The 13334-nt window shown below is 69.2% G+C and carries 11 protein-coding genes and 1 tRNA gene; 10 read left to right on the top strand and 2 right to left on the bottom strand.

Going from position 1 to position 13334, the window contains the following annotated elements; all coding sequences use genetic code 11:
- Positions 1-94 precede the first annotated feature (94 nt).
- The 4 genes from ASE58_RS15770 to ASE58_RS15755 all read left to right on the top strand — a co-directional run bounded on the left by ASE58_RS15770 (position 95) and on the right by ASE58_RS15755 (position 4864).
- Positions 95-2221 carry a GTA baseplate fiber-binding domain-containing protein gene (locus ASE58_RS15770; protein ID WP_055823355.1) on the top strand — a complete coding sequence of 709 codons (2127 nt, stop codon included), beginning with the start codon at positions 95-97 and terminating at the stop codon, positions 2219-2221.
- Complete coding sequence (locus ASE58_RS15765) at positions 2218-2718, top strand: DUF2793 domain-containing protein (protein ID WP_055823352.1); 501 nt, start codon at positions 2218-2220, stop codon at positions 2716-2718. The genes ASE58_RS15770 and ASE58_RS15765 overlap by 4 nt, the downstream gene beginning before the upstream one ends.
- Before the next feature lie 107 nt (positions 2719-2825).
- The gene (locus tag ASE58_RS15760) at positions 2826-3944 is read left to right on the top strand and encodes an OmpA family protein (RefSeq protein WP_055823349.1); all 1119 of its coding nucleotides are present in this window, start codon (positions 2826-2828) and stop codon (positions 3942-3944) included.
- Positions 3945-4048: 104 nt separating this feature from the next.
- On the top strand, positions 4049-4864 hold the full coding sequence (locus ASE58_RS15755; protein ID WP_055823613.1) for an APH(3')-I family aminoglycoside O-phosphotransferase: 816 nt from the start codon (positions 4049-4051) through the stop codon (positions 4862-4864).
- Between the two features lie 51 nt (positions 4865-4915).
- Here ASE58_RS15755 and ASE58_RS15750 read toward each other — a convergent pair.
- Positions 4916-5008, bottom strand: a tRNA-Ser gene (locus tag ASE58_RS15750).
- 165 nt (positions 5009-5173) lie between these two features.
- Here ASE58_RS15750 and ASE58_RS15745 point away from each other — a divergent pair.
- Entirely contained in the window at positions 5174-5902 is a 729-nt protein-coding gene (locus ASE58_RS15745) for a DUF1134 domain-containing protein (RefSeq protein ID WP_082468127.1), read from the top strand.
- 159 nt (positions 5903-6061) lie between these two features.
- Here the strand turns inward: ASE58_RS15745 and ASE58_RS15740 are convergent, their stop codons facing one another.
- Complete coding sequence (locus tag ASE58_RS15740; RefSeq protein WP_055823344.1) at positions 6062-7393, bottom strand: dihydroorotase; 1332 nt, start codon at positions 7391-7393, stop codon at positions 6062-6064.
- A gap of 45 nt (positions 7394-7438) precedes the next feature.
- Here ASE58_RS15740 and ygfZ point away from each other — a divergent pair, with 45 nt between their 5' ends.
- The 5 genes from ygfZ to ASE58_RS15715 all read left to right on the top strand — a co-directional run bounded on the left by ygfZ (position 7439) and on the right by ASE58_RS15715 (position 13256).
- Entirely contained in the window at positions 7439-8182 is a 744-nt protein-coding gene (gene ygfZ / locus ASE58_RS15735) for a CAF17-like 4Fe-4S cluster assembly/insertion protein YgfZ (protein ID WP_055823341.1), read from the top strand.
- A gap of 44 nt (positions 8183-8226) precedes the next feature.
- Complete coding sequence (locus tag ASE58_RS15730; protein WP_055823338.1) at positions 8227-9450, top strand: threonine synthase; 1224 nt, start codon at positions 8227-8229, stop codon at positions 9448-9450.
- A 115-nt stretch (positions 9451-9565) separates the two neighbouring features.
- Positions 9566-10906, top strand: a complete 1341-nt coding sequence (locus ASE58_RS15725; protein ID WP_055823335.1) for a GntT/GntP/DsdX family permease — start codon at positions 9566-9568, stop codon at positions 10904-10906.
- Entirely contained in the window at positions 10903-12177 is a 1275-nt protein-coding gene (locus tag ASE58_RS15720) for an MFS transporter (RefSeq protein ID WP_055823331.1), read from the top strand. Before ASE58_RS15725 ends, ASE58_RS15720 begins: the two co-directional genes overlap by 4 nt.
- A 29-nt stretch (positions 12178-12206) precedes the next feature.
- A complete protein-coding gene (locus ASE58_RS15715; protein WP_162233536.1) occupies positions 12207-13256 on the top strand; it encodes a LacI family DNA-binding transcriptional regulator in 1050 nt (349 codons plus the stop codon).
- The last annotated feature ends 78 nt before the right edge of the window (positions 13257-13334 follow it).

Genomic DNA, 13334 nt, shown 5'->3' with positions numbered 1-13334 from the left:
GGCGTGATCCACGCCGATGCGGTGGCGCGGGCGGTGGTCGAACGGCCGGGGCCGCTGCCGTGGCCGATACTCGGCATCTGGCGAAAACGGGAGGATGACGATGGCGACGATGGTGCTGACGACGCTGGGCGGTGCGGTGGCGGGGCCGGTCGGGGCGGCGCTGGGGCGTGTGGCGGGCGGGGCGATCGACGGGGCGGTGTTCGGTGGCCCGGCGCGGCAGGGGCCACGGCTGCGCGAGCTGCAGGTGCAGCTGTCGAGCTATGGCGCGCAGATTCCGAAGCTGTTCGGGACGATCCGGGTGGCGGGCACGGTGATCTGGGCGACCGACCTGCGCGAGGCGGCGGCAACCAGCGGCAAGGGCGCGGCGCGAACGACCCGCTATAGCTACACCGCGTCGTTCGCGGTCGCGCTTTCGGGGCGGCCGATCCGGGGCATCCGCCGCATCTGGGCCGAGGGCAAGTTGCTGCGTGGGGTAGCGGGCGACTGGAAGGCGCGCACCGGCTTTCGCTGGTATCCGGGCGACGAGGCGCAGCTGCCTGATCCGTTGATCGCCAGCCTGGTCGGGATCGGCAACGCGCCGGCGTATCGCGGGCTGGCCTATGCGGTGTTCGAGGATCTGGCGCTGGCCGATTTCGGCAACCGTATCCCCTCGCTCACCTTCGAGGTGGAGGCTGATGCCGCGCCGGTGCCGGTCGGCACGATCGTCGAGGCGCTGGGTGGCGGGGCGATCCGGGCGGCGACGGCGGGACCGGTCTTTGCCGGCTATGCCGCCAGCGGCGAGCGGGTGCGCGACGCGGTGGAGGCGATCGTCGCGCCGCTGGGCGGATGGTATGCCGCCGAAGGGGACGCGACCGTGCTGCGGATCGGTGCGGGGCCGGCGCGGGCGTTGCCAGGTGTCGCCCTGCCGATCGATGCGCCGGCGTGGCGCCGGCCGCCGGCCGCGCCCAGCGACGTCGCCATCGCCTATCACGACGTCACCCGCGATTATCAGGCGGGGGTGCAGCAGGTGCTGCGTCCCGGCGGCGCAGGGCGGATGCTGCGGATCGAGCTGCCCGCCGCGCTGGAGGCGGCGACGGCGGCCGGGATCGCCGCCGATATCGCGGCGCGCGAGGGGGTGGCGCGTGATGTGCGGACGGTGGCGCTCGATTGGCAGGCGATCGATATCGCGCCGGGCGACCGGGTGACGCTATCCGACGAAGCCGGCCTGTGGCGGGCGCGCCGGGTGCGGATCGAGGCGATGCGGATCACGCTGGAGCTGGTGCGGATCACAGGAGTGGTGCCCGCCGGAGCCGCGGCGACGGGTGCGCCGCGACTGGCCGCCGACGTGACAGCCGGGCGTACGGTGCTGCATCTGGTGGAGCTGCCCGGCGACGATGCCGGCGCAGTGCCGTGGATCGGCGTCGTGGCGGCTGGCACGGCACCCGGCTGGCGCCGCGCCACCGTGTCGCTGGGGAGCGATGCGGACGGCTGGACCGAGATCGGCGATACTGCCGCTGCCGGCATCGTCGGGACGGTAACGGTGCCGCCCGGCCCCGGCAGCGCGCTGGTCGAGGATCGCGTTTCGGTGATCGAGGTCACGCTGCTCCACGACGCGATGGTGCTGGAAAGCATCGACGCGGCGGCGATGGATCGTGGCGGCAATGCCGCGATGATCGGCGGGGAGATCGTCCAGTTCGGATCGGCGGTGCGGATCGGTGGCGCCCGCTGGCGGCTGTCGTGCCTGTGGCGTGGACGGCGCGCAACCGAGGGGGCGATGGCCGGGCATCGGCCAGGCGAGCGATTTGTGCTGCTCGACCCCGCGACGCTGCGGCGCGTCGATGGCGCGGTCGGTGTGCCGGTCGGGATCATGGCGGTCGGGCTGGCGGAGGAAGACGTGGCGAATGCGAGCGTCACGCCGGAGGGCCGCTGGCTGGTCCCGCCCGCGCCGGTGCAGCTGTCGCTGCAGCGCGACGCGCAGGGGCCGGTGCTGCGCTGGAACCGTCGGGCGCGCCTGTTCACGCCGTGGCGCGATGGCATCGACATGCCGCTGGTCGAGGAACGCGAGGCGTATCGCCTGAGCGTGATCGATGCGGCCGGAACATCGCGCGCGGTCGAGCTGGGCGAGCCGCAATGGCGCCCGGTCGACGTGACCGGCGCGGTCACGATCGAGGTGCGCCAGATCGGCACGAACGGCCTGTCGCCCCCGGCAACCCTGTCCTACTCCCCGGAGACGTCACGATGAACGAGCTGACCCACCGCCTGGCCCTGCCGCTGTTGCATAGTGCGCAGGTGCACAAGGAAATGGTGCATAACGAGGCGCTTATGCTGATCGACCTGCTGTTGCACGGATGCGTCGCCGGCGTTGCGCAGGACGCGCCGCCCGCCGCGCCGACCCCTGGCCAATGCTGGATCGTCGGTGCCGCGCCAGCCGGCGACTGGGCCGGACGCAGTGGCCAGATCGCGGGGATGACCGAGGGGGGCTGGCGGTTCGTCACCCCGCGTGAAGGGATGCGGCTCTGGTGGTCCGGTGGCGAAACGACCGTGGAGTTCCGCGGCGGTCAGTGGCTCCGCGGCGAGGTGCGGGCCCGCCGGGTGCTGATCGACGGGACGCCGGTGGTGGGCGCGCAGCAGCCCGCGATCGCGACGCCGCAAGGCGGTACGACCCGCGACGAAGAGGCGCGGACGGCGGTGTCGGCGATCGTGGCGGCGTTGCGGGCGCACGGGCTGATTGCCGGCTAAAACCGTGTCTTTCCTGCAACAGCGCAGAATTTGTGCGCTTGCGTGGAAACTAACGCTTCGGTACTTGGTTTGCGCTGTCCGTAGGACAACTGTGAAAGGGGACTAGAATGCGGAAGCTTGCCGTCACACTGGCGCTCGCGACCACTGCGCTCGCAACTCCCGCCCTCGCCCGCGACAACGCGTGGTATGTGGGTGTGGAAGGCGGCGCGATGATCGTCGAAGACATCGATTACGATCTGACCACGCCGGCCGGTGGCGTCACCACCGTCGATAGCAACTATGGCTACGACGTTGGCGGCACCGTTGGTTACGACTTCGGCGCCCTGCGCGTTGAAGCCGAAGTTGCGTACAAGAGCGCAACCGTCGACGAACTGCGCACGACCGGTTCGATCGCAACCGGCCCGACCACTGCGGTCGGTGCAGGCACCTACAGCGGCGGTGGCCGCACCTCGGCGCTGTCGTTCATGGCGAATGCCCTGCTCGACTTCGGCGATGACGATGCCATCAGCGGCTTCGTCGGCGGTGGTGCCGGTGTCGCTCGCGTCAAGGCGCACGACTATCGCGTGAACAACGCCTTCGCGGCGCTCGACGATTCGGACACCGTGTTCGCATGGCAGGCACTGGCGGGTATCCGCGCGCCGCTGAGCGAGAACGTTGACGTTTCGCTGAAGTATCGCTTCTTCAACGCCGACGACGTTCGCCTCGTGAACGTTCGTGGCGTCGGCTATGACGGTCGTTTCCGGTCGCACAGCCTCATGGGCGGCCTGACCTTCAACTTCGGCGCACCGACCCCGCCGCCGCCGCCGCCGGCTCCGGAGCCGATCGCTCCGCCGCCGCCGCCGCCGGTCGAAGCACCGCCGGCTCCGGTCGTGACCTGCACGCCTGGACCGTACATCGTGTTCTTCGAATGGGATAAGTCGGATATCACGCCGGAAGCGGCTGGCATTCTCGACAACGCCATCTCGAACTACCAGTCGTGCGGCAACGCCAACGTCATGCTGGCCGGCCACGCCGACCGCTCGGGTTCGGCTTCGTACAACGTCGGTCTGTCGCAGCGTCGCGCTGATGCAGTCCGTGCGTACATGGAAGGCCGTGGCATCTCGGGTGGCGTGATCTCGACCGAAGCGTTCGGTGAAGGCCGTCCGCGCGTCGAAACCGCCGACGGTGTTCGCGAACTGCAGAACCGTCGCGTGGAAATCACGTACGGTCCGGGTTCGGGCATGTAATTCCACTTCCTCGGAAGTTGAATTTCGGAAGGGAGGTCGGGCAACCGGCCTCCCTTTTCGTTTGTCCGCAGTCCGGGCGACCGGATTTGGCGGCGATTGCCGGGGTGACGATGATGGAACGTGACATTCTCTGCGTCCCGGCCGCCGTGCCGGCGGGGCTGGCCGACGCGGTGGCCGGCTATCGCTGGGCACGGGATCAGGTCGGCGAATCCGGCGGTGCGGTTTATCGCCTGTCGGGCAAGGCGGATGCGCCGGACCTGTTCCTGAAACAGGGGCAAGGCAGCGTCGCCGACGATATCGTCGACGAAATGGTGCGGTTGCGATGGCTGGCGGGCAAGGTGCCGGTGCCGCGTCTGGTCGGTTTCGTCGCGACGGCGGACGATGCCTGGCTGTTGACGACGGCGCTGGCGGGGGAAACCGCCTGGCAGTTGCTCGACCGTGCTCCGGAGCAGCGCGAACCGGTGGTCGATGCGCTTGCCGCACTGTTGCAGCAGCTGCATGCCTTGCCGGTTGCAGCATGTCCGTTCGACAGCGGGTTCGAACGGCGGCTGCGGCTCGCTCGGCAGCGGATCGATGCGGGATTGGTCGATGCGGATGATTTCGACGAACAGCGCGCGGGCTGGAGCGCCGAACAGGTGTGGGACGCGCTGCAACGCCATCGGCCGCTGACGCCCGACCCGGTGGTCACTCATGGCGACTTTTCGCTCGACAACATCCTGTTGCGCGAGGGGCGGGTCACGGGCTGCATAGACCTTGGCCGCGTCGGCGTTGCCGATCGCTATCAGGACCTGGCGATCCTGTCCGCCAATCTGGCGGAGTTTGACGACGCGCTGCCGCAACGGCTGTTCGCCCGCTACGGCATCGACACGATCGATACGGCAAAGGTCGAGGCGCACCTGTTGCTCGACGAGCTGTTCTAGCGGCCGGTACGGGTTGAGCCCGTTTCGATTTTTCGGAGAAGCCGCCGGCACTGGCGGAGACGGAGGGATTCGAACCCTCGGTAGGAGTAATCCCCCTACGGCGGTTTAGCAAACCGCTGGTTTCAGCCACTCACCCACGTCTCCCAAGCGCGCGATGCTGCCTGGAGAGCGGGCCTATAGCGGGGGAATGGGGATCGATCAACACCCTACATTGATCGTAATTCGACGCCGATCGACCGCGCGTTCATTGCAGGGACAGCTAGTGGACGACTATCGTGGGTCGACGGGCATGATTGCGGGGAATGAGTGATGAAACGGCTGATCGGGTGGATGGCGCCGCTCATGGTGCTGGCAGTGCCGGCGCAGGCGCAGGTGCGAACCGTCGACCCCAACGATGCGATCGATGGCGACCTGACCCCGCAGCAGCGGACCCCGGCGCCCACGCCGCGATCGAGCGTGCCGCCGGCCTATCAGTCGCCACCGGTCGAGCCGCAGCAGCAGACGCCGCCGCCCGTGCAGCAATCGCCCAGCACGACCGCGACGTCGGCGGCGAACGAGACGTTCGAGCGCGAGGACCTGATCGGTGCGGCCGAGGGCGTGTTCGGGCGCGGTGCCGAGGGGCTGGCCGGCATCATCGAGAATATCCTGAAGGACCAGGGCAAGCCCAACGCCTATATCGCCGGGCGCGAGGCGGCGGGCGCGTTCGTCGTCGGGCTGCGCTATGGTTCGGGGGTGATGAACCACAAGGTCGAGGGGCAGCGGCCGGTCTATTGGACCGGGCCGTCGGTCGGCTTCGACGTGGGTGGCGACGCGACCAAGGTCTTCGTGCTGGTCTACAATCTGTATGACTCGCAGGAGCTGTACAAGCGGTTCCCGGCGGCCGAGGGGCGGGCCTATTTCGTCGGGGGGTTCTCAGCGAGCTATCTGCGGCGCGGGGATGTGGTGCTGATCCCGGTGCGACTGGGCGTCGGCTGGCGGCTGGGCGCGAATGTCGGGTATATGCGGTTCAGCGAGAAGCAGAGGTGGCTGCCGTTTTAAGGCGCAGGGCGGCCCGCTCCTGCGGGACACGCCCCAGCCCGGCCGGCGGGCAGCGCCCGACCGACGACGCGGGCTTTGCCCGCGGCGCTGGCGCGATCGGTTCGCGCTAGAAGAAAGAAGCGGGACCCCGGATCAAGTCCGGGGTGACGCAACTCCGGTTCAGCCCCCCGGAAACGCGGTCGATTCGAACCGCACCGGCTCACCCTGTGCCTCGCCGACCAGTTGCGTTTCCCACATCGCGGTTTTTCCGCGCACGATCGTCCCGATCGGACGGCCGGTCAGCGTATCGCCGGTAAAGGGCGACCAGCCCGCGCGCGACGCGAGCCAGCTTTCCTCGACGGTCCAGCGTTGCTTCAGGTCGACGACGGTGAAGTCGGCGTCGTAACCGAACGCGATCCGCCCCTTGCCGGCCAGCCCGAAGATGCGCTGCGCCCCGGCACTGGTCAGGTCGATCAACCGCTGGAGCGTCAGCCGCCCCTCCGCCACATGGTTCAGCAGCAGCGGGAGCAGCGTCTGCACGCCGGGCATGCCGCTGGGCGTGGCAGGATAGGTCTTGGCCTTTTCCTCGATCGTGTGCGGTGCGTGGTCGGAGCCGATGACGTCGGGCACGCCCTGGTTCAGCCAGTGCCAGAGGCCATCGCGATGCGCGCCCGACCGGATCGGCGGGTTCATCTGAGCATAGGTGCCAAGGCGCGGATAGGCCTCTTCGCCGGCCAGCGTCAGATGCTGCGGCGTGACCTCGCACGAGGCGATGTCCTTGTTCGTCCCAAGGATCTCCAGCTCGGCCGGCGTGGTGACGTGGAGGACGTGGACGCGGCGACCGGCCTCGCGCGCCAGGCGCAGGATGCGGCGGGTGGCGATCAGCGCGCTTTCGTCGTCGCGCCAGACGGGGTGCGAGGCGGGATCGCCGCTTACCCGTTCGCCTTCGCGGGCGATCATCCGCATCTCGTCCTCGGCATGGATCGCGACGCGGCGATGGCCGGAGCGCAGGACGTGCAGCAGGTCGGCATCCTCGGACACCAGCAGGTCGCCGGTCGACGATCCCATGAAGACCTTGACCCCCGCCGTGCCGGGCAGGCGCTCCAGTTCGGCGAGATGGTGCGCGTTGCGTGCGGTCGCGCCGACGTAGAAGGCGTGGTCGCAATACATGCGGCCCTTGGCGCGGGCGAGCTTGTCGGCGATCGCGTCCTCGGTATCGGTCGCGGGCTTGGTGTTCGGCATTTCGAACACGGCGGTCACGCCGCCCATGACCGCCGCGATCGATCCGGTGGCGAGGTCTTCCTTGTGCTCCAGCCCCGGCTCGCGGAAATGGACCTGGGTGTCGATGACGCCGGGCAGGATGTCGAGGCCGGTGCAGTCGATCGTCTCGCCCGCGTCGCCGCTCACGCCGATGCCGGCGATGCGGCCGTTGGTGACGCCGATATCGACGCGCGCCGGGCCGGAGGGAAGGTGGACGGTGCCACCGGTGAGCTTGGTATCGAAGGTCGCCATTGCCGCCTCTTGTAGCCAGGGGGTGGGCCGTCCTACCTGTTGGCCATGACCATGAACACCCCCGAAACCCGCCCCGGGTCCTGGCTGTCCGACCGGGCGGTGCTGCGCATCGGCGGTGCGGAAGCACGCCCGTTCCTGCAGGGACTGGTGACGCAGGACATGGGGGCGGTGACGCCGGAGACGCCCAAATGGGCGGCGCTGCTGAGCGCGCAGGGCAAGGCGCTATTCGATTTCATCCTGTGGGCCGAGGGCGACGATATCCTGATCGACTGCGAGGGCGAGGTCGCCGATGCGCTGGCCAAGCGGCTGACGCTCTATCGCCTGCGCCGCGCGGTTACGATCGAGCGGACCGACATCGGCGTGCACTGGTCGGCGGAAGGTGACGAGGGCGTGGCCGACCCGCGGTTGGCGGCACTCGGGCGGCGGTGGCTGGCGCCGGCGGGCGAAGCGGCGAGCGGCTGGTGCGCACACCGGCTGCACCACGGCGTGACCGAGGGCCGGGCGGAGCTGGGCGACGGGCAGACGCTGTGGCTGGAATGCAATGCGCGCGAGCTGCACGGGGTGAGCTTCACCAAGGGCTGCTATGTCGGGCAGGAGAACACCGCGCGGATGAACTATCGCTCGACGGTCAACCGCCGGCTGGTGGTGGTGCCGACCGATGTGGCGGGGCCGCGTACGCGGATCGTCTATCCGGAGCTGGGGCTGGCGGTGGAACATCGCCGGGTTGACGATCTGGGTGAGGCACTGCGGCCTGACTGGCTGGCGGCGGCACTGGTCGAATCGGCCTGAGCGGGGCGCTGGACCGGGGCGAGCGTTGCGCTACAAGGTTGGTTATGCATGATAATCTGACCGCCGATCGCCCGACCTTCGTCACCCATCTCGAATGCTCGATGACCGGCGAGCGTTATGCCGCCGACACGCTGCACAACCTGTCGAAGGCCGGCCGGCCGCTGCTGGTCCGCTATGACCTGCCGGCGGTTGGCGAGGCACTGTCGCGCGACACGCTGTCGGCGCGCGATACCGATCTGTGGCGCTGGCGCGAATTGCTGCCGGTACGCCGGGCCAAAAACATCGTCAGCCTGGGCGAGATCGAGACGCCTCTGATCCCCATCCCGAAATCGGGCGGTGCCCGCGTGCTGGTGAAGGATGAAGGGCGCCTGCCGACCGGCAGCTTCAAGGCGCGCGGGCTGGTGATGGCGGTCGCGATGGCAAAGGAACTGGGCGTGCGGCGCATCGCGATGCCGACCAACGGCAATGCCGGCGCGGCGCTGGCCGCCTATGCCGCGCGCTGCGGGATCGAGACGATCGTGTTCTGTCCCGAAGACACGCCCGAGGTAAATGTCCGCGAGATCGCGGCGCAGGGCAGCCGGGTATGGCGGGTCAACGGCCTGATCGACGATTGCGGCGCGATCGTCGCGAAGGGCGCGGCGGAGGGGCGCTGGTTCGATTTCTCGACGTTGAAGGAGCCGTACCGGATCGAGGGCAAGAAGACGATGGGCCTCGAACTGGCGGCGCAGCTTGGCTGGCGCGTGCCCGATGCAATTTTCTACCCGACCGGTGGCGGCACCGGGCTGATCGGCATGTGGAAGGCGTTCGACGAGCTGGAGGCGCTCGGCTGGATCGGGTCGAAGCGGCCGCGCATGTATGCGGTGCAGGCGTCGGGCTGCGCGCCGATCGTGCGCGCGTTCGAAGCCGGGCAGGAACATGCCGACCGCTGGGAGGATGCACATACCGTCGCCGCGGGCATCCGCGTGCCGCGTGCGGTCGGCGATTTCCTGATCCTGCGCGCGGTGCGCGAGAGCGGGGGCAAGGCGCTGGCGGTCGGCGATCCGGCGATCCTGAAGGCGGTGGACGATTGCGCCCGGCGCGACGGATTGCTGCTGTGTCCGGAGGGCGGCGCGACACTTGCCGCCTATACCCAGGCGCTGCGCGATGGCGAGGTGGATGCGGACGAGGAGGTCGTCCTGTTCAACTGCGCCACCGGCCTCAAATATCCGATGCCGCACGCAACCGCGACGCTGGACCGGCACGCCGCCATCGATTTCGACGCGCTGTAGCAGCAGGCGCCCGCCGATCGCCGGTTGACCGGCCCGCCCCACCGTCTAGCGTTGTCAAAACGACAGGCGCGATGGCGCGGGTGGGGAGCGGACGGATGAGACAGGCGATCGCGCGATGATCGAACCATGGCGCACGCTGCTGATCGTCGGCCTGTCGATCGGCGCGGTCATCCTGCTGGTGCTTCGGCTACGGTTGCCGGCGTTCCTCGTGTTGTTGATCGTGGCGCTGGCGACCGGGCTGGCGTTCGGTGCCGAACCGGCGCGGGTGCTGGCGGCGGTGCGAAAGGGGTCGGGCGAGGCGCTGGGCTTCGTCGCGGTGGTCATCGGTCTGGGCGCGATGCTGGGCGGATTGCTGGAGGCATCGGGCGGGGTCGCGACGCTGGCCAACCGGCTGCTCGACCGGTTCGGCGAACGCCGCGCGCCGTGGGCGCTGACCGCGATCGGCATCATCGTCGGCATTCCGCTGTTCTTCGATGTCGCCTTTATCATTCTGGTCCCCTTGCTCGCGACGCTGTCGATCCGCGCAGGGCGGCGGGTGATCTATTTCGCGCTGCCGGTGCTGGCGGGTCTGATGACGATGCACGCGCTGTTGCCGCCGCATCCCGGCCCTGTCGCGGTCGCCGAGCTGCTGGGCGCCGATTACGGCCTGTTGGCGCTGTACGGGCTGATGTGCGGCATTCCGGCGGCGATCCTTGCCGGGCCGGTCTTTGCGCGGATGGCGCATGGTGCGCCGGGCTGGGGTGGTCACGCCGTGCCGCCGACCAATGACGAAGGGGTGCCGCGCCTGTCGCCGCTCGGCTTTGGCTGGGCGCTGGTCGGGATGCTGGTGCCGCTGGTCCTGATCCTGACGGCAGCGGTCGCCGGGGTCGTGCTGCCGGCCGGTGGGCTGCGCGAGGGAATCGCGTTCATCGGCCATCCCTTCGTCGCGCTGGTACTGGCCTGCCTGCTGGTGACTGCCGTGCTGGTGCGGGGCGGTACGCCGATGCAGCTGGCCGCCGATGTGATGACCCGCGCGCTGGCGCCGGCCGGGTTGATGGTCCTCGTCGTCGGTGCGGGCGCGGCGTACAAGGAAGTGCTGATCGAATCCGGTGCCGGGCAACAGGTGTCCGACATGGTCGCGACCGCGCAGCTGCCGATCCTGTTGTTCGCGTTCCTGATCGCCGGCTTCGTGCGGGTGGCGCAGGGGTCGGCGACGGTGGCGATGGTGACCGCCGCCGGGCTGTGCGCGCCAATCATCACCGCCGCCCAGCTGTCGCCCGGCCGGATCGCGCTGGTCACGATCGCGATCGGCGGCGGCGCGTCGATCGCCAGCCATGTCAACGACACCGGATTCTGGCTGGTGAAGCAATATCTGGGACTGACCGAGGCGCAGACCTTTCGCAGCTGGACCATCGCATCGACCATCGCCGGCACCGCGATCTTTGCCATGGCCGCCATGCTATGGTCGTTCGTGTGAGGCGACCGCGCCGGCGGCTCAAGGGGTTCGACCTCAGCGTCGGCTATTTCGGGTTGCAGATCGCGTTCGGGATTCAGAGCGCCAGCCTCAGCCGCGTCTTTCAGGGGCTGGGCGCATCGGTCGATCAGCTGGCGATCCTGTGGCTGGCAGGGCCGGTGACCGGTTTGCTGGTGCAGCCGGTGGTCGGCGCGCTCAGCGACCGGGCATCCACGCGGTTCGGGCGGCGGCGGCCCTATATCCTGCTGTCGGCGCTGGTGGTGATCGCCGCGCTCGCCGCGCTGCCGCTTGCGCAATCGCTGGTGGTGGCGGTGGCGGCGATCTGGCTGCTGGAGGCGGCGATGAACGCGCTCCATGCCCCCTATCGCGCGCTGGTCGCCGACACGCTCCCGCCCGAGGATCATGCCGGCGGCTATGCGATGCAGACCGTCTTCATCGGGCTGGGCGCGCTGGCCGGGGCGTGCGCGCCGATCCTGCTCGCGTGGGGCGGATGGTCCAATATCGCGCAGCCGGGGGAGACCGCGCCGTCGATCCGGGTCGCGTTCCTGTCGGCGGCGATCGCGGTCGCGCTGTCGGTCGGGTGGACGGTGGCGCGGGTGCGCGAGCCTGCCGCGCCGGTGCCGGCGGCGCAGGCGTCCGTCGATCGCCGCGCCGCGTTCGCCGCGCTGTGGCGTGCGCTGCGTCCGGTCGCCGCCATCCAGTTTCTCAGCTGGTTCGGCCTCTATCTGCTGTGGGTCTATGCGACGCCGGTGATCGCGGCGGAGCTGTATGGCGCGACCTCCCCCTACGACGCTGCCTATGCGCGGGGGGCGGATTTCGTCGGGGTGCTGTTCGGCACCTATAACGGCGTCGCGGGGCTGTTCGCGTTTCTGTTGCCCGGCTTGTTCCGACGGTTCGGGGTCACCCGCGTGCATGCGGTGGCGTTGGTGGCAGGCGCGCTAGGGCTGGGCGGGCTGGTGCTGATCGCGCATCCGGTCGCACTGGTCGGTTGCGCGGTGCTGATCGGCATCGCCTATGCATCGATCCTCAGCGCGCCGTTCGTACTGGCCGGGCGGGCGGTGTCGAGCGCGACGGCGGGCACCTTCATCGGCGTGATGAATATCTTCATCGTCGTGCCGCAGCTTGTCGCCGGGCTGAGCATGGGCTGGATCATCGCGCATGTCCTTCGCGGGGTGGCGTGGCCGGTCCTGCCATGGGCGGGGCTGATGATGCTGGCCGGGGCGATCCTCTGCCTGTGCCTGCCGACGCTGGACGACGATGCCGTCGCGCTTTAGTGCAAGGAAATGCAAAGATCGGGCAGACCATGGCACGGGTGAAGCGGGGCGGGCCGACGCTGGGCGGGATCGCGGCGGACACCGGCGTGTCGGTCGCGACGGTATCGCGGGTGCTGACCGGGCATAGCGCGATCAGCGAAGAGACGCGCGACCGGGTGCTGAGCGCTGCCGATCGGCTGGGCTATGTTCATGTCCCGCAACGCGTGCGCCGCGCCGCCCCGGCATTGTCCGAACAGATCTGCCTCGTGGTGCCGGTCGCAACCGCGCATGGCAGCCAGCTGGCCAATCCGTTCGAACTGGCGCTGATCGGCGGGGTCGGCACCGCGCTGCGCGAGCGGCGGCGCGACGTGTCGATCGTGTGGCAGACGCCGTATGACGATGCGACGCTGGCGCAATTCCTCGACCAGAGCAGTTATGCCGGCACGATCTTCCTCGGCCAGTCGCAATTCCACGATACGCTCGACCGGTTTGCGGCGGCGGGCACGCCGCTGGTCGCGTGGGGTGTCGAGGTCGCCGGGCAGCGCTATTGCTCGATCGGCAGCGACAATCATGAAGGCGGGTTTCAGGCGACGGCGCATCTGTTGCGCAAAGGACGACGGCGGATCGCCTTCATCGGCGCGATGCCGCCGATCGCCGCCGCGCGCACCCCGTTTTCGCAGATCGCGATCCGGCTGGACGGCTATCGCGCGGCGCTGGCGGCGCATGGCGTCGCGTTCGATCCCGCCATGGTCCAGACGCCGACCGCCGGGCGGTTCGAAGGGGCGGAGGCGGTCGACAATCTGCTCGAGCGGGGCATCGCCTTCGACGCGATCGTCGCCGCGTCGGACCTGGTGGCGCTGGGCGCGATCCAGACGCTGCGCCAGCGCGGGGTGCGCGTGCCGGAGGATGTCGCGGTCATCGGTTACGACGATATCGACGCCGCCGCACTGTCGGCGCCGGGGCTGACCACGATCCGGCAGGATGTCATCAAGGCGGGCAATCTGCTGGTGTCGAAGCTGCTGCGCATCATCGATGGCCACCGTGCACCGTCGGAACGGTTGCCGACCGATCTTGTGATTCGCGAATCCTGCGGGCGATAACGTGACGCCATTCGTGCAAAGTAATCGTACCGGCTGACGGTAAGTGACTATCAAAAAAGCAGAAAGCATCTGACCACA

This window comes from Sphingomonas sp. Leaf9 (assembly GCF_001421355.1).
Lineage (GTDB): Bacteria > Pseudomonadota > Alphaproteobacteria > Sphingomonadales > Sphingomonadaceae > Sphingomonas.
The sequence above is the reverse complement of the archived record's forward strand: the minus strand, read 5'-3'. Positions and strand labels throughout refer to the sequence as shown.